The organism is Conexibacter sp. CPCC 205762, from assembly GCF_030646155.1.
Lineage (GTDB): Bacteria > Actinomycetota > Thermoleophilia > Solirubrobacterales > Solirubrobacteraceae > Conexibacter.
The window spans coordinates 301810-318101 of record NZ_JAUTDN010000002.1; the positions used below are offsets into that span (position 1 = coordinate 301810).

The 16292-nt window shown below is 72.9% G+C and carries 12 protein-coding genes; 6 read left to right on the top strand and 6 right to left on the bottom strand.

Annotated features, from left to right (window positions below):
• Positions 1-71: 71 nt before the first annotated feature.
• Entirely contained in the window at positions 72-1025 is a 954-nt protein-coding gene (locus Q7L73_RS03540; RefSeq protein ID WP_304686437.1) for a homocysteine S-methyltransferase family protein, read from the top strand.
• A gap of 17 nt (positions 1026-1042) precedes the next feature.
• On the opposite strand, the gene Q7L73_RS03545 is transcribed toward Q7L73_RS03540, so the two are convergent.
• Together Q7L73_RS03545 and Q7L73_RS03550 are read right to left on the bottom strand one after the other, a co-directional pair.
• Positions 1043-2080, bottom strand: coding sequence for a hypothetical protein (locus tag Q7L73_RS03545; protein WP_304686445.1), 1038 nt, complete (start codon positions 2078-2080; stop codon positions 1043-1045).
• A complete protein-coding gene (locus tag Q7L73_RS03550) occupies positions 2080-3096 on the bottom strand; it encodes a hypothetical protein (protein ID WP_304686452.1) in 1017 nt (338 codons plus the stop codon). The genes Q7L73_RS03545 and Q7L73_RS03550 overlap by 1 nt, the downstream gene beginning before the upstream one ends.
• A gap of 118 nt (positions 3097-3214) precedes the next feature.
• Between Q7L73_RS03550 and Q7L73_RS03555 the strand changes: the two genes are divergently transcribed.
• Both Q7L73_RS03555 and Q7L73_RS03560 read left to right on the top strand, forming a co-directional pair.
• A complete protein-coding gene (locus Q7L73_RS03555) occupies positions 3215-3901 on the top strand; it encodes a hemolysin III family protein (RefSeq protein ID WP_304686456.1) in 687 nt (228 codons plus the stop codon).
• Between the two features lie 41 nt (positions 3902-3942).
• Entirely contained in the window at positions 3943-4971 is a 1029-nt protein-coding gene (locus Q7L73_RS03560) for a hypothetical protein (RefSeq protein ID WP_304686464.1), read from the top strand.
• 49 nt (positions 4972-5020) lie between these two features.
• On the opposite strand, the gene Q7L73_RS03565 is transcribed toward Q7L73_RS03560, so the two are convergent.
• Both Q7L73_RS03565 and Q7L73_RS03570 read right to left on the bottom strand, forming a co-directional pair.
• Positions 5021-5620: a hypothetical protein gene (locus Q7L73_RS03565; RefSeq protein ID WP_304686471.1), complete on the bottom strand. Its 600-nt coding sequence runs from the start codon at positions 5618-5620 to the stop codon at positions 5021-5023.
• Between the two features lie 118 nt (positions 5621-5738).
• Positions 5739-8681, bottom strand: coding sequence for an AAA family ATPase (locus tag Q7L73_RS03570; RefSeq protein ID WP_304686475.1), 2943 nt, complete (start codon positions 8679-8681; stop codon positions 5739-5741).
• A 133-nt stretch (positions 8682-8814) separates the two neighbouring features.
• Between Q7L73_RS03570 and Q7L73_RS03575 the strand changes: the two genes are divergently transcribed.
• Together Q7L73_RS03575 and Q7L73_RS03580 are read left to right on the top strand one after the other, a co-directional pair.
• A complete protein-coding gene (locus Q7L73_RS03575; protein ID WP_304686481.1) occupies positions 8815-9756 on the top strand; it encodes a glucosyl-3-phosphoglycerate synthase in 942 nt (313 codons plus the stop codon).
• A gap of 166 nt (positions 9757-9922) precedes the next feature.
• Positions 9923-11146, top strand: a complete 1224-nt coding sequence (locus tag Q7L73_RS03580; protein ID WP_304686485.1) for a hypothetical protein — start codon at positions 9923-9925, stop codon at positions 11144-11146.
• Positions 11147-11157: 11 nt separating this feature from the next.
• Here Q7L73_RS03580 and Q7L73_RS03585 read toward each other — a convergent pair whose 3' ends face one another.
• Positions 11158-12141 carry a glycosyltransferase gene (locus tag Q7L73_RS03585; RefSeq protein ID WP_304686493.1) on the bottom strand — a complete coding sequence of 328 codons (984 nt, stop codon included), beginning with the start codon at positions 12139-12141 and terminating at the stop codon, positions 11158-11160.
• A 255-nt stretch (positions 12142-12396) separates the two neighbouring features.
• Between Q7L73_RS03585 and Q7L73_RS03590 the strand changes: the two genes are divergently transcribed.
• Complete coding sequence (locus Q7L73_RS03590) at positions 12397-14208, top strand: EAL domain-containing protein (protein ID WP_304686497.1); 1812 nt, start codon at positions 12397-12399, stop codon at positions 14206-14208.
• 2 nt (positions 14209-14210) lie between these two features.
• On the opposite strand, the gene Q7L73_RS03595 is transcribed toward Q7L73_RS03590, so the two are convergent.
• The gene (locus tag Q7L73_RS03595; protein ID WP_304686505.1) at positions 14211-16283 is read right to left on the bottom strand and encodes a penicillin-binding transpeptidase domain-containing protein; all 2073 of its coding nucleotides are present in this window, start codon (positions 16281-16283) and stop codon (positions 14211-14213) included.
• Between the last annotated feature and the right edge of the window lie 9 nt (positions 16284-16292).

Sequence of the window (16292 nt, forward strand, 5' to 3'; positions counted from 1 at the left end):
GACAGTGAAGCGTGGCGAGATACACCACAGAACGGGTGGTGTTTCTCCCACGCTTCTGAGATCCTGGCCTGGTGTTCAGAGCGTTGCTCGAATCTGGCGCACCGATCCTCGCTGACGCGGCGATCGAGACGCGCATCATGTTCGAGACGAGCCTCAAGCTCGATCCTCATCTCCAGGTCGCCGCGCTGCTCGAGAAGCCGCGCGGGCGACAAGCGCTGCGCGACGTCTACTCGACCTATCTCGACGTCGCGTGGGCGCACGGTCTGCCGCTGGTGACCGGCACGCCGACGTTCCGCGCCAGCGCTCGCTACGTCGAGCGCGCCGGCGCCGGCGGCGCAGACACCGTCCGGCGGTTGAACGCCGAGGCGGTCGCCTTCCTCAACGAGATCCGCGACGACGGCGAGCACGAGCCGGTCTTCATCGCCGGGGTCGTCGGCCCGTATGGCGACGCCTACACGCCCGGCGACTGCCTCGGTCACCTCGACGGTGCCGACTACCACCTCGAGCAGGTGAGAGCGCTGACGGAGGCCGGCGTCGACCTGCTCCACGGGCCGACTTTCCCGTCCGTAGACGAGGCGCACGGCGTCGCGATCGCGATGGCGACGACGAAGCTGCCGTACGCGATCGGCTTCACGCTCGACCACCGTGGCCGCGTGCTCGACGGGACGCGCCTGCGCGACGCGATCTCGCGCATCGACGGCTCGGTCGCGCGCGAGCCCGCCTGGTACGCGGTCACCTGCGTCCATCCGCATGTCGCCCACATCGCGCTCGACGAGCTGGCCTCGACCGGGCCGCGCGAGCTGGCGCGGCTGAAGGAGTTCAAGGCCAACGGCTCGCGCCTCTCGGCGGTCGCGCTGGCCCAGCTCGACCACCCCGAGAGCGACTCGCCCGACGACTTCGGCGAAGCGCTCGACAGACTCGGGCGCGAGTTCGACCTGCAGATCCTCGGCGGCTGCTGCGGCACCGACTCGACCCACCTCGCCGCCCTCGCCCGCCGGTTGGAGGCGCGGCGGGTGGAGGACTGAGCGGGGCGTCGGGCGCATCACCCGACGGCGCCGGCGCGGCTCCTGCGGCGGCGCAGCGCCTCTTCACAGACGCTCTCCCACAAGCGGGCGTTGCCGTCGATCGACTGCGTCGCCGCCCACGCGCTCGCTCTCGCGCTCAGCACGGCGCGCTCCGCGGGGTCGGTGAAGAGCCGTTCGAGCGCGTCGTACCAGCCGTAGTCCGGGATCAGCTGGCCGCCTTCCGTCTCACCCATCTCCTTGTAGGGGCCGACCGGGGAGGCGAGCCACGGCAGGCCGACGGCGGCGTACTCCTTCAGCTTGACGTCGGAACGGGCGCGGTTGAAGGGGATGTCGGAGAGCGGCGCGAGCCCGATGTCCCAGCGCGCGCAGAGGTCGGGCAGTCTCGCTATCTCCACCCACTCGTAGTGGCGGTAGCGCTCGGCTGGCAGCGGCAGTGCGACACCGGCGCTCTCGACGCGCACGTTCGGGTGGGCGGCCAGCAGTCTTCTGAGCGCCTTCACGACCGGGACCTTCTTCGCGTCGACTCTGTGCTCACCGCCCGCCACCCAGCCGATCGTGACCTCGTCGCGCGTTTGTGGCACGCGGGGCGGGCGGACTGCGCCGCTAGACAGGTAGTTGGGAATCACGACCACACGTCTGACGCCCAGTCTCTGGTACTTGCGCGCCAGCTGTGTCGTGGTTGTCGTCACGACGTCCGCGAGGCGCGCGAGCTGCGCGGTTCTCTGCACCAGCTCCGCGACGCGGCTCTGGCCGATCGCCTTGAAGGTCGCGCTGTCGCGCGGGAGGTTGGCGAGGTCGTCGTCGGTGTCCCACACGAACGCCGCCCCGCGCGCGATCTCGCGTCTGATCGCGCGGACGTTGTTGAACAGCATCCGGTAGCCGAGTATCACGTCGGCGCGCGCCAGCTCCGGCGGGTCGTCGAGCTCGCGCGGCAGGCCACGGCCCGCCGCGGCGCAGACGGCCGTGCGGTGCCCGAGCTCGGCAAGGCCCTCGATCGGCACGAAGGAACGGTAGTGACGGCAGACGGAGTGTTCGCCGACGGAGACGATCTCCATCAGGCGGCGCTCCTGCTCGTGCGACGGCGGACCGCCTCCAGGCAGACGTCCTCCCAGATCTGCGCCTGGTGGTCGATCGTCTGCGTCACCGCCCAGGCGTGCGCGTTCGCGCTGAGCTGCTGGCGGGCGTCGACATCGGTCACGAGTCGATCGAGCGCTTCGAACCACTCGTAGTCGCGGACCAGCCGGCCGCCATGCTCCTCGCCCTTGTCGCGGTACGGCCCGACCGGGGAGGCGAGCCACGGCAGCGCGACGGTGCCGTACTCCTTCAGCTTCACGTCCGAGCGCGCTCTGTTGAACGGGATGTCCGCGAGCGGCGCGATACCGATGTCCCAGGTCGCGAGCAGGTTGGGCAGCTGCTTGATGTCGACCCATCTGCGGAAGCGGTAGCGGTCCGCTGGAAGCGCCAGCGGGACGCCGGCGCTCTCGACGCGGACGTGCGGGTGGACGGTGAGCAGTCTTCTGAGCGCTCTGACGATGGGCACGCGCTTCACGTCGGCCTTGTGCTCGTGCGCCGCCAGCCAGCCGATCGTGACCGACTCGGTCCCGAATCTTCGTATGACCTGATGCACAGAGCCGCTGGCGAGGAAGTTCGGCACCACGACGACGTGTTTGGCGCCGAGCCCGCGGTACTTTGCGGCCAGCTGCGGCGAGGTGGTCGTGACGATGTCTGCGAAGCGGGCGATCCGCGCCAATCTCTGTACGACGTCGGCGACACCTCTGGCTCCCATCCCCTTGAACAGAGGGCCCTCGTGGGGAAGGTTTGCCATGTCGTCGTCGGTGTCCCAGATAAACGCTGCGCCGCTGGCGACGGCCCGTCTGACGCTCGCCTCGTTGTTGAACATCATCCGGTACCCGAGGACGACGTCGGCGCCGAGGAGCTGTGCGGGGTTGTCCGCCGACCGCGGGCAGCCCGGACCGGCAGAGTCGCAGATGGTTATCTCGTGGCCGCGCAGGATCAGCGCCTGCATGGGGACCATCGAGCGGTAGTGGCGGCACACAGAGGGCTCGCCCACGGAGACGATTCGCATGACCGATTATACTTGATTGAAGAGCGTCGCGTGACCGGCCGCTCGTGCGGCCTCGGACACCTGCCGGCCGCCGATCGCGCGCTGGTGGGTACCATTGGCCAGGATGCGCGACGACCTGATCGAGACGGTCCGCGGAGAGATCGCGGAGCTGGCGGCCAAACGGCCGAAGCTGCGCGGGGTCTCGCACCAGTGGGCCGCGGTCGCGGCGGTCGTCGCCGGCGCGCTGCTGGTGTGGAGCGCGCCGGGCGGACGGGCGACGACGGTCGCGGTCGTCTACGCGGTCTCGCTCGTCGGGCTGTTCGCCGTCAGCGCGGTGTATCACCGCATCACCTGGCGGCCGAACGTTCGCCGCTGGATGCGCCGGCTGGACCACTCGATGATCTACGTCTTCATGGCCGGCAGCGCGACGCCGGTCGCGCTGCTCGTCGTCGGCGGCACTCTCGGCACCGTTCTGCTCTGCATCGCCTGGGGCGGTGCGGCGCTCGGCGTCGCGCTCAACCTCGCCTGGATCGACGCGCCGAGAATGCTGAAGGCGATGGGCTACGTCGCGCTCGGCTGGGTCGGCATCATCGCGCTGCCGAAGATCGTCTCCGTGCTCGGTCTCGTGCCGACGCTGCTGTTCCTCGTCGGCGGGCTCTTCTACACCGTCGGCGCGATCATCTACGCCAAGCGCCGGCCCGACCCGGTGCCGAGAATCTTCGGCTATCACGAGGTCTTCCACGCACTCGTGATTCTCGCCGCCGCCGCGCACTTCGTCGCGGTCGCCGGTTTCGTCGTGCCGCGCGGCTGATCTTCCCCGCGGCGCGGCTCGCGTCGGATACGGTCCTCCGCATGAGGATCGGGGGAGCCTTCGAATGGAAGACGAACGTCTTCTACCGCGCGGTCGGGCCGCTGGAAGCGCTGGGGCGCCGCGGCCACGAGATACGGATCGCGCACACCGACCAGGACGCTGACGTCGGCGCGTTCCACCCGCGGCTGCTCAGTGGCTGCGACGTCATCCACGGCTACCGCCTGCTCGACGCGGCGCAGGTGAGAGCGGTGCGACGACAGCTCGCGGGCGGGACGGCGTTCGTCTGGGACACCGACGACGACCTCGCCAATCTGCCGGTCGAGAGCCCCGACTACCGCGTCAACGGCGGCCGCAACGCCCGTCGGATCTTCGCTGCGACGGTCGAGATCGCGCGCCTCGCCGACGTCGTCACGACCTCGACCGAGGCGCTTGCGGAGCGTTACCGGGCCGAGGGGGTCGAACGGATCGAGGTGCTCGGCAATTACCTGCCGCCGGCCTCGTTCGGCACCCGCCGCGCCGACCACGACGGCGTTGTCGTCGGCTGGCTGGCCGGGCTCGAGCACGGCTCTGAGCTGCCGCGGATCCCGATCGCGGATGCGCTGCGCCGGATGCTCGAAGAACGGCCCGACGTGCGCGTCGAGAGCATCGGACTCGACCTGAGACTCGGCCACGAGCGCTACACGCGCTACCCGAAGGTCGAGTTCGTCGACCTCCAGCGGCACATGGCGCGGTGGGACGTCGGGATCGCGCCGCTCTCCGGCATCCCCTTCAACCGCACGCGCTCCGACGTCAAGCTGAAGGAGTACGCCAGCGTCGGGCTGCCGTGGCTGGCCTCGCCGGTCGGTCCGTACGTCGGGCTCGGGGAGGACGAGGGCGGCCGGCTCGTCGGCGACGACGGCTGGTACGAGGCGCTGAACGCGCTCGTCGCCAGCAGCCGCGACCGGCGCAAGCTCGGCAAGCGCGCCGCGAAGTGGGCGAAGGGCCAGTCGATCGACCGCCACGTCGGGCGATGGGAGGCGGTGCTCGCCGAGGCCGTCGAGCGGCGGGCGCGACGAGGGGCGCTCGTCTGACGCGACGGCGCCCCTCGGTAGTGCTTCAGCTAACTGCGCTGCGTGCTGCTCACGGCCCTATGACGATCGGCGGGTTGAGGTTGTACTGGCCCGGGCCCTTGGTCAGGATTAGGCCTGCCGGGCAGGTGTCGCCCGCGGCCGGCGTCGCGACGAAGGTGCTCGGTAGTAGCTGAGCGGTCGGGTTGCCGTTCTGGATTAGGATCCCGATCGAGCCGGTGAATAGGCAGAAGAAGTTGTTCGCCGGGTCGACGATTCTGAAGCGGACGTTTAGGAACGTGAATAGCGCTCCCGTCGGGTTCGGTAGGTTTAGCACGGCCGTGAGGGCTATCGTCCACGGCCCGGCCGACGACGTTAGCGGGCCGACTAGCGGCTGGATCGTCACGCCCGGCTCGTTGCAGGTGACCTGCGCACCGAAGATGCCGCCGATCGCTCTTAGCGCGGTCGTTAGCGGTATCTGCGGGACTAGGATCTGGCCCTGGAGCCGCCAGATGCAGGTGTAGGTTCTGCCGGTCGACTGCACGACCAGCGTCTGTAGGGTGATCCCGTTGGCGTTTATCGGGCCGACTGGATTTATCGTCACCGCCGAGGCGGAGACCGCGCTGAGCGCAACCGTCAGCGCAGCGAGAGCGCCGAGCAGCAGCGCTCGCATGCTGGTGGACATCGTTCATTTTCCCCTTTGCGTGCCGGCGCCCCGGTAGGCGCCGACGGTCGCTTGAACACGATGCCGTCGACGGCGGCGCGAGCCTACCAGACCATAAATAAGTGTGCTAGGCGTCGAGGCCGAGCCGGTGGGCGACCGCGGCCGCCTGCGTGCGCGAGCGCACATCGAGCTTCGCGAGGATCCGCGAGACGTGGACGCTCGCCGTCTTCTCGGCCATGAACAGCTCGCCGCCGATCTCGCGGTTGGTCGCGCCCGCGGCGACGAGCGCGAGCACCTGGCGCTCGCGCGGGGTCAGGCCGAAGGGATCGTCGCCGCTGATCTCGGCGTCGACGACCGTGGCGGCGGGAAGGGCCTCGGGGTCGAGCGTCAGCCGCGCGCGTGCGGCCAGCGTCTCGACCTCGCCGTGCAGCCACGCCGCGCCGAGCCGCCGCGTGATCTCGCAGGCCGCCCGCACCGCCGCTGTCGCGCGCTCGCGCTCGCCCGCCAGCGCCGCCGCCTCGGCCTCGCGCCAGCGCGCGTAGGCGACCGCGTACGGCCGCTCCAGCGACGCCCACTCCTCCGCGGCCAGCTCCCACAGACCGGGATCGTCCTCACCACGGGCGCGCGCCTCCTCGGCGCGCGCAGTCGTCAGCTCCGCCACCAGCGGTGCCCGCTCTATCTCGGCGCCGGCCTCGACCCGCGCCAGCAGCAGCTCGCAGCGCAGCCGCGCCTCGCGCTCGCCGTCGCGGTCGTCGCGGTCACGCGCGCGCTGGGCGGCGTCGGCCTCGATCCGGATCCCGACCGCCGAGACGCCCGACACCTGCGTGATGTCGTCGGAGCAGAACTCGATCCGGTCGAGCGCCTGGTCGACGGCGGCGCGCGCGCCCGCAAGATCGCCCTCGCGCCGCGCCAGCTCGCCGCGCAGCGCGCCGAGCGGCCCGAGCAGCTGCGGCTCGGTCGAGTCGCGCGCGAGCCGCTCGGTCGCGTCCAGCTCGTCGCGCGCGAGCTGATGCTCGCCGCGGCCGAGCGCCAACTCCGCTCGCCGCAGGTGCTTGTGCATCAGCGTCGTGCCGGAGTGGCGGCGGCCGACGCCGTCGAGATAGCCGGCGGCCTGCTCCCAGTCGCCGATCGCGAACGCGTAGGCGGCCGAGTCGAGCGACAGCCAGTCCATCTGCCGCCCGAGCCCGATCAGCTCCTTGCGGCCGCAGTCGGCGGTCTCCAGCGCCTCGCGCGAGCGGCCGGTCGCGTGCAGGATGTCGGCGAGGTTGCCGTGCGAGGTGCCGAGCTCGTCGAGCAGGCCGTGGGCGCGGGCGGTCGCGAGCGCCTCGCGCAGTCTCGCCTCGCCGTCGTCCGCGTAGCCGAGCCCGACGAGCGAGATCCCGAGCGCGTTCCCGAGCCGGCTGGCGACGGCGTGGTCGCCCATCTCCTGCGCCAGCGCCAGCGCGCCCGAGCCCAGCTCGATCGCCTCGCGGTAGCGCGACTGCAGCATCCGCACGCGCGCCTTCGCGGCCAGCAGCGCGACCCGCTCCGGCGTCCGCTCGCCCGGCTCCAGCAGCGCCAGCGCGCGGTCGATCGTCGCGACCGCCTCGTCGGGCCGGTTGAGGTGCCACTGCGGCCGCTGCAGCCGCTCCAGCAGCGAGGCCGCCAGCCGCGGCTGCTGCTGCTCGTCGATGAGCGACAGCGCCTTGCGCAGCAGCGCCTCCTGACGCTGGAAGTCGCCCTCGCAGTCGGCCGCGTGCTGGGCCGCCCGGCGCAGCAGGTCGATCTGGTCGACCCCCTCCGGCCGCTGCTGCTCGGGCACCTGCTCCCAGAACTCCAGCGCCCGCTCCAGCAGTGTCGCCGCCTCGCCGATCGCGTTGACGCGCTCGGCGGCGTCGGCGGCGCGGACGGTCGCCGCCAGCGCCGCGGCGTGGTCGCCGGTGTGGTGCCAGTGATGGGCGACCTGCGCGGCGAGGTGGGCGTCCGGCACCTGCTGGCCGGCGATCCGCTCCTCCAACGCGCGCGCGAGCGTGCGGTGCAGCTCGGTCCGCTCGCCCGGCAGCAGATCGTCGAGCAGCACCTCGCGCAGCAGCGCGTGGCGGAAGCGGTAGCGGTCGTCGGAGTCGGCGACGACGATCGCGCTCGCGACCGCCTCGCGCAGCGCGTCGCGCAGGGCGCGCGCGTCGAGCGTGCTCGTCGCCGACAGCAGCTCGTGGTCCATCGCGCTGGCGACCAGCAGCCGCAGCAGCTCCTGCGCGTCAGGCGAGAGCCGCTCGATCCGCAGCATCAGCGCGTCGCGCAGCGTCGGCGGCAGCGTGCCGCGGCCGTCGAGCCCGGCGGCGAGGATCTCCTCGGTGAAGAGCGGGTTGCCCTCGCTGCGCACGTGGACGCGGTCGACCAGGCCGTTGTCGGGCGGCGAGCCGAGGATCTCCGCCAGCTGCTCGCCCAGCTCCGCGCGCGTGAACGGCTCCAGCTGCAGGCGCCGGGTCGCGGGGTCGCGCTCCAGCTCGGCCAACAGCGGCCGCAGCGGATGGCGGCGATGCAGCTCGTCGGAGCGGTACGTCGCGACGACCGCCATCCGCTCGGTGCAGAGCGTGCGCGCGAGGAAGGTGAGGAAGCCGCGCGTCGAGCGGTCGGCCCAGTGCAGGTCCTCGATCATGAGCAGCACCGGCGTCTCCTCGCCGAGCCGGTCCAGCAGCTCCAGCAGCGCCTCGAACAGGCGCCCCTGGACGGAGACGCCGTCGTCGTCGCTGCCGGGGCCGAGCGTCGGCAGGATCGACGCCAGCTCGGCGCGGAGCGGCGCCGGGAGGGCGTCGACGGCCGGGTCGCCGTCGCGCACGAGCGGGCGCAGCGCGCCGACCAGCGGGGCGTAGGCGAGCTCGCTCTCGCCGAGGTCGACGCAGTCGCCGCTCAGCACGCGCACGCCGTCGGCGCGGGCGCGGCGCGCCAGCTCGCTGAGCAGGCGCGACTTGCCGACGCCCGACTCGCCGGCGACGAACGCCAGCGACGGGCGCGCGTCGACCGCGTCGCGTACGACCGCCTCCAGCTGCGCCAGCTCGGCCGAGCGGCCGACCAGGCGGCTGCTGGTCATCCGTGTCGTCGTCGCCGCAGCCATCACCGTTCATGGTGGCAGGCGTGCGGGCGGCCGTCAGCGGGTAGCGGCAACGCGATGACCGATGTCTGCCTGCTGACCGCCGCCGCAGCCCGCTAACGTGGCCTCGCGCGTGACCGAACCGACCCGCGAGACGACCGTGCGCGACTGGCTCGCGCGGCGCAGCTACCGTGCCGAGGACTTCCCGCTCGCGCGCCTGCGCGAGCTGCGCGCGGGCGCTGGCGGGCGCGTGAGCGTCGTGCTGCCGACGCGTGAGGTCGCGACGACGATCGGGCCGATTCTCGAGCGGCTCGTGCCGCTGCGCGAGGCAGGGGTCGTCGACGAGCTGGTCGTCGTCGACGCCGCCTCCTCCGACGGCACCGCCGAGGTCGCCGCGGCTGGCGGCGCGCGCGTCGTGCAGGAGTCGTCGCTGCTGCCCGAGCACGGCCCGGCACGCGGCAAGGGCGACGCGCTCTGGCGCTCGCTGGCGGCGACCGACGGCGAGCTCGTCGTCTTCCTCGACTCCGACACCGAGGGCTTCGACGACCGCTTCCTGCGCGGCCTGCTCGGCCCGCTGCTGGCGGAGCCGCAGGTGGCGTTCGTGAAGGGCGCCTTCAGACGGCCGTTCAAGCTCGGCGACACGACCGTGCCCGACGGCGGCGGCCGCGTCACCGAGCTGGTCGCGCGGCCGCTGCTGAACCTCCACGCGCCGCAGCTGGCCGGCTTCGTGCAGCCGCTCGCGGGCGAGTTCGCCGGCCGCCGCACGCTGCTGGAGCAGCTCTCCTTCCCGGTCGGCTACGGCGTCGAGATCGCGACGCTGATCGACGCCTGCCGCCTCGCCGGCCTCGACGCGCTCGCGCAGGTCGACCTGGGCGAGCGCCAGAATCGTCACCAGCCGCTGCGCGCTCTGAGCGCGATGGCCTACGCCGTGATGGTCGCCGCAGAGCGCCGCTTCGGCCGCCCCGAGCTCGACCCCGGCGCGCTGCTGCTGCCGCTCGACGGCGACGTCGAGCCGCGGCAGGTGCCGGTGCAGGAGCGCCCGCCGCTGGCGTCGCTGCGGCGCGAGGCGGCCTGAGCGCGGAGGCGCCAGCAGCGCCTCCAGCGCCCGAGACCATTCATCCCGAAATCTGCACCATCCGTCCAGCCGGAACCGCGACGCGCGCGTAGTCGCCAGGTCGGCGTGTCAGTTGAGGTCCGTCGCCGGACTTGGAACCGTATTTCAGGGGCATACGGTCTCCCGCATGGGCTCGATCGGATTCGCGAAAGTCGTCAAGGGCGCGATGGCCGGGGCGCTGGTCGTCGCGGCGATCGGGGCCGGCGGCGGCTCGTCCGCGACCGCGGACGACGACGGCACCGGCGCCGCGCTCAGCTGGCTGTCGGCGCAGCAGGACGCGACGACGGGGCTCGTGCGCTCGTTCGAGATCCCCGCCGACGATCCCGACAGAGGGCTGGCGCCGCTCTCCTTCACCTACGACGACGCGCTCGCGGTCGTCGCCTTCACGGCGGCGGGGGAGACGAGACGGGCCGCGCGCGTGCTCGACGGCCTCAGCGACCTGCAGACGGCCGACGGCTCGCTGCCGTTCTCCTACGACACGTCGGCCAGCGTCGTCGCCTCGGACATGCGCCGCAGCGGCACGCTCGCGTGGGCGGGCTACGCCGCCGTGCGCTACGAGCAGGTGACCGGCGACGACAGCTACCGCGACCTCGCGACCGGGATCGCCGACTACCTGAAGACGCTGCAGGTCGCGACCTGGAACGGCTATCCGGCCAACGACCAGCGCTACGGCAGCGTGCTCGGCGGGCCCGACGTCAGCTGGGCGTCGACCGAGCACAACATCGACGCCTACTTCTTCCTGCGCGACCTCAGCCGGCTGCCCGGCGAGTCGGCCTACCGGCCGCTCGCGAACATGGTCGGCGACAGCCTCTGGGGGCACCACTGGGACGGCTGGCGCAGACGCTTCTTCCAGGGCGTCACGACCGGCTGGCCGGACCCAACGCGCGCGCTCGACCTGTCGTCGTGGGGCGGCCTCTTCTGGCTCGCGCACGACCGCCCGGACCTCGCCGCGCAGGCGCGCGCCTCGCTCGACGACTTCCGCGTCGAGGGCGCGACGGTGACGAGAACGACCGACCCCGACAGATACAACACCGCCTACGCGGCGCCCGGCCCGTTCGCCGGCTACAAGCCCTACCTGCCCGACCCGGGCGTCGAGGCGGCGCCGAACGTCGTCTGGAGCGAGGGCAGCTGGGGCGCGCTGCTGCTGCGCAAGCGGCTCGGCGAGGACGTCTCCGCCGACGTCGACTCGCTGCGGGCGCTGCAGGCAGCCGACCCGGACGGCGGCTACCTGCAGGTGACGCAGGGCTACCGCCCGGCGCCGTTCGAGTACCACGCCTGGCCTGCCGCCGCGGGCACCGCCTGGGCCGTGATCGTGCTGCACGACGACGGCGGCTTCTGGGCGGCCGACTGACGCACAGCCGCTCAGGCAGCGACCGCGGCGCCCGCCAGTTCGTGGGCACGCACAATCGCGTGCTCCCAGCTGGTGACGTTCGCCTCGCGGTTGGCCATCTGGCTCTGCGCCCATTTGTTGCCGCTGGCGGCGAGCTTCTGACGCTCGCGGCGGTCGGCGATCAGACGGTCGAGCGCGTCCGCCCAGCCGTCGTCGGGCACCAGCAGCCCGCCCTCGGTCGCGCCCAGGTCGCGATACGGACCAGTCGCCGAGGCGAGCCAGGCCGCGCCGCAGCTGGCGTACTCCTTCAGCTTCACGGTCGAGCGGGCGCGGTTGAACGGCGTGTCGGCGAGCGGCGCTATGCCGATGTCGAAGCGCGCGAGCCGGGCCGGCAGTCTGTCGAACGGGAGGTGCATCGTGTTGCGGTAGCGGTCGGATCGCAGCTTGAGGTGGATGCCGACGCTCTCGACGTGCAGCGCGGGGTGGCGCTCGAGCGCGGCTGCGAGCAGGTCGGCGATGCCGAGCGCCTCGAGGTCGTCGCGATGTTCCTTCGACGCCACCCAACCGACGCGCACCTCGCCGGCGGCGGTCTCGGGCCGGTGGCTGAACCAGGCCGGCAGGAAGTTGTCGACGACCAGCGCCTCGCGCGCGCCGCCCGCGCGATATGTCTCCGCGAGCAGCTGGCTCGGCGTCGTCACCACGTGCGCAAGCGACAGCATCTCGCGCACGCCGGCGACCTCGCTTTGCGAGCGCAGCGCGCCGCGTCTGCGGTCATCGCCGGAGGCCATGTCGTCGTCGTTGTCCCAGACGATCGCGACGCCGTGCTCGCGCAGCTGTCTGACGAGGCCGCGCAGCTCTCTGTTCGCGAAGCGGTAGATGTGCGCGACGTCGAAGTCGGCGAGCTCGCCGAAGCTGAGTGAACCGGTCTCGACGTGGACGAAGTGCCCGCGCTCACGCAGGTGCTGCAGCGGCAGCGAGCGGTAGTTGCCGTTGACCTGCTCCGGATGCGCGATCACCGCGATCCGCAGCGCGCGTGTGGCGCGTGGGCGTCCGCCGTGGGAACGACGCCCGATCGAACCTATCCGCATGATTCCCCCGAATCCCCAGCGACCGCGACGCGACGCGCGATCGGTTGAAATGCCGTCGTTCGATCCTCCCACACGCGTACGTCCCGATGGGGGTTTTGTTCGTGTCAGGCACCCTGACAGCGCTTGTGAAGATCCTGTGAACGGAGTTCAAGCCGGCAGGCGCGATTCCCGATCCTTCCGCATGTGATCGCGCTGCTGGCGCTAGCGACCGTCGCGCTGGCGGCCCTCATCGGTGGTGTCGTCGCGACGCGTCTCGCGGGCGGCCGGGTCGCACGCAGATACGAGTCGGCGCTCGCGGTCGCGCGGCATGAGGCCGAGCACGACGGGCTCACCGGGACGCTCACGCGCTCCGCCTTCGCGCGTGAGCTGACGGCGCGGATCGGGCGCGCCGACAGCGCGCACCCGCTGGCGCTGCTGGCGATCGACGTCGACGGCTTCGGCCAGATCAACAAGCAGCGCGGCCACGCCGTCGGCGACCAGCTGCTCGTCCACCTCGCGCGCACGACGGCGCGCGTCGTCCGCCACGAGGACGTGATCGGCCGTCTCGGCGGCGACGAGTTCGCCGTGCTCGTGCGCGGCGAGGAGCCGGGGCGCGTCGCCGGCCGGATCCTCGACGCGCTGCGCGAGACGGTGCCGGGCGGCGACCGCCTCGACGTCTCGATCGGGATCGCCAGCGCGCCCGCCGACGGTGCCGACGACGCCGCCCTGCTGCGCGCCGCCGACGTCGCGATGCGCGCCGCCAAGCGCGCCGGCAAGGGCCGCTTCGTCGCCTACGCCGGCGAGACGCTCGCCGACCGCGACGAGGCCGACGCGCGCGCCGCGCTCGCGGAGGCGATCGGCAGCGGCGGCATAGCGATGGCGGTGCAGCCGGTGATCGACCTGCGCAGCGCGGCGATCCACGCCTACGAGGCGCTCGCCCGCTTCACGCTGCCGGGCGGCCTCTCGACCGGCGAGGCGTTCGCGCTCGCCGAGCGCGTCGGGATGCGCGAGCAGCTCGACCTCGCATGCCTCGAGCAGGCGCTCGCGCTGCTGCCGGAACGCCCGCGCGGCACCCGCCTCGCGATCAACGTCGCCGGCGCGCTGCTGTCGCAGCCGCGCGCGCTCGGGCTGCTCGCCGCGCTGCCCGACGAGCAGGCGCGCGACGTCGTGCTGGAGATCACCGAGGACGCGCTCGTGCGCGACTACGCGGCGCTGCGGCAGGCGGTCAGGCCGCTGCTGCAGCGCGGCATGCGGATCGCCGTCGACGACATGGGCGCCGGCTACGCCGGGCTGCGGCACGCGATCGACCTCCATCCCGCCTACCTGAAGCTCGACCGTGCGCTCGTCCACGGCGTCGACCGCGACCCCAAGCGCGCCGCGCTCGTCGACGCGCTGCTGCGCTACGCCGAGCACGCCGGCTCCCACCTCGTCGCCGAAGGGGTCGAGACCGACGGCGAGCTGGCCGCGCTGCGCCGCCTCGGCGTCCCCTTCGCGCAGGGCTATCTGCTCGCCCGCCCGGCGCAGCCGTGGCCACCGCTGGCGATCGCGCTGCAGCCGGCCGGTGATGCCGGCGCCGCCGCAGGCGACCCGGGCGCCGCGCTCGCGCCCGAGCGCGAGGTCGCGACCGTGTGCACGCGCCTGACGGCCGAGCAGGCGCATGCCCGCTTCGCCGCCGAGCCGCAGCTCGACGCGCTCGTCGTGCTCGACGACGACCGTCGCGTGCTCGGCCTCGTCACGCGCCACCGGCTGCTGACGAGGCTCGGGCACCGCTTCGGCTTCGCGCTCTACGGCCAGCGGCCGCTGCTGAGCGTCGCCGATCGCCAGTGCCTCGCGCTGAGCGAGGCGACGCCGTGGCGCGAGCTGGCGGCGCGCGCGATGGCGCGCGGCCAGGACACCCGCCACGACCCGATCCTGCTGCTCGGCCCCGACGGCCGCTACTCCCGTCAGCTGACGATCCGCGCGCTGCTGACGAGCGCCGCCGACGGCGTCGACGGCGGCGAGGCGATCGTCGCCTAGCGCTAGCCGCTGCTCGTGTCGGTGGAGGTCGCCTGGCTGGCCGCCAGCGACTCCGGCGTCACGCCGGCGTCGAGCGCCTCGAAGAAGTCGTTGGCGATCGGGGCGGCGACCTCGCCGCCGGCGACGCCGTCCTCGACCAGCACTGCCACCGCCACGTCGTCGCGGTAGGCGACGAACCAGGCGTGCGTTCTGGGCGGGTCGTCGGTGCCGTACTCGGCCGTGCCGCTCTTGCCGTGCGCCTCGCCCGACAGGCCCGCCAGCGCGGTGCCGGTGCCGGAGGTGACGACCTCGCGGGTGAGGTCGCGGAGCTGGTCGGTGACCGCGGCCGTCAGCGGGGTGCCGTCATTCGGATCCCGCCCGCCCTCGTCGGCGAGCAGCCGCGGCTGGCGCCAGCTGCCGTCGGCGACGGTCGCGATCACGCCGGCCATGCCGAGCGGACTGGCGAGGTTGCGGTCCTGGCCGATCATCGCCGCCGCGGTCGCGGCGAGGTCTCTCGGCTCCGGCACCTGGCCGCCGAAGGCCGGCACCGGCAGGTCGAATCTCGCGCCGAGGCCGAAGCGTCTGCCGGCCTCCGGCAGCGCGCCCGCCGGGAGTCTTCTGGCGAGCCCCACGAAGGCGGTGTTGCACGACTGCGCGAACGCGCTGGAGAACGGCTCCGAGCCGCCTCCGCCGCCCTCGAAGTTCTTGAACGAGCGGCCGCCGACGTCGATCGTCGTCGGGCACGCGACGGTCGTGTCGGGTCTCACGACGCCGCCTTCCAGCAGCGCGTCGGTCGTGACGATCTTGAACGTCGAGCCGGGCGGGTACTGGCCGTCGAGCGCGCGGTCGAACGAGTCGTCCAGCGGCCGGTTGCCGACCGCGAGGATGTCGCCGCTGGACGGCTGCAGCGCGACCAGCGCCGCTCTCGACTCGGGATCGAGGCTGTCGAGCGCCTGCTCGGCGGCGGCCTGCACGTCGGCGTCGAGCGTCGTTCTCACGTCCGTCGCTCTCGTCCCGCTCGCGCGCTGCAGCGTCTTCGTCGGCGAGCCGTCGCCGGCGCGCACGACGATCGCCCGCGCGGGCGTGCCGGCCAGCTCTCTCTCCAGCGCCGCCTCCAGCCCCCATTGGCCGCCGGCGTCGCCGATCGCGTAGGTCGGCCCGAGTCTTCTCAGCTGGGCGGCCGACAGCTCGCGCACGTCGCCGAGCAGCGCCCGCGCGAAGCCGCGCGTCGGCGCCAGCTGGGCGGTCGCGTCGAGCGTTCTCTCGCCGGGGATCGCGACCAGCTCCGACTCCAGCGACGCGTAGTCCTCCGGTCGCAGCGAGATCGCCTCGACGAACTGCTGTCTGCCGCCGTTCTCGATCGCTCGCTGGAACGGTCTCGGATCGATGTCGACGACGTCGGCGATCGCCTGCGCGGTCGCGGCCGGGTCGTCGATCTCGCCGGCGACGACGCCGACGCGCTTGACCGGCCGCTCCTCCGCGAGCGCGTAGCCGTTGCGGTCGAGCAATCTGCCGCGCGGCTGCTGCGCGCGCGTCGTGCCGAGCCGCTGGCCGCGCTTGAGCGCCGGGTGGACGACCGTCGGCGCCCAGCGCACGACCCAGCCGGCGTCGCCGCCCTGGTCGCGCAGGCCGACTCTCGTCGTGTAGCTGAAGCTGCCGATCGCCGGCACCTGCCAGGTCATGCGGACTCTCGCGCTGGCACGGTCGCCGTCCTCGCTGACGTCGCCGACGCGCTCGGCTCTCAGTCTCGCGCCGTCGAGCCCGGCGCGGTTCGCTCTCAGCGCGGCGGCGGCGTTGGCCGGCGCGTCGGTCGCGCTCGCGGCGGTCGCGTCGGCGCCTCTGCTCCAGTCGCCGAGGAAGCTGTCGAGCTGCTCGGAGGGCGACTCCTTGCCGGGACCGATCACGAGGATCGCGGTCAGCGTGAGGATCACGACGACGCCGAGGCCGAGCGCCGACAGCGCGATCACGCGCGCTCGCGGCGAGGTCGGCGGCTGGCGTCTGGTCGTGCCGGGGCGGGGGCGCGCGTGGGCGCGCGGCTGGCTGTGCGGCAGACTGCTGCGGCTGCTGCGGGGTCTTCTGGAACTGCGGTCGGCCACGCAGGGAGG

Excerpts from the sequence above, each read along its gene's own strand:
- Q7L73_RS03545 (WP_304686445.1), bottom strand. The coding sequence starts at position 2,080 with ATGGAGATCGTCTCCGTCGGCGAACACTCCGTCTGCCGTCACTACCGT.
- Q7L73_RS03555 (WP_304686456.1), top strand. The coding sequence starts at position 3,215 with ATGCGCGACGACCTGATCGAGACGGTCCGCGGAGAGATCGCGGAGCTG.
- Q7L73_RS03560 (WP_304686464.1), top strand. The coding sequence starts at position 3,943 with ATGAGGATCGGGGGAGCCTTCGAATGGAAGACGAACGTCTTCTACCGC.
- Q7L73_RS03565 (WP_304686471.1), bottom strand. The coding sequence starts at position 5,620 with ATGCGAGCGCTGCTGCTCGGCGCTCTCGCTGCGCTGACGGTTGCGCTC.
- Q7L73_RS03570 (WP_304686475.1), bottom strand. The coding sequence starts at position 8,681 with ATGACCAGCAGCCGCCTGGTCGGCCGCTCGGCCGAGCTGGCGCAGCTG.
- Q7L73_RS03580 (WP_304686485.1), top strand. The coding sequence starts at position 9,923 with ATGGGCTCGATCGGATTCGCGAAAGTCGTCAAGGGCGCGATGGCCGGG.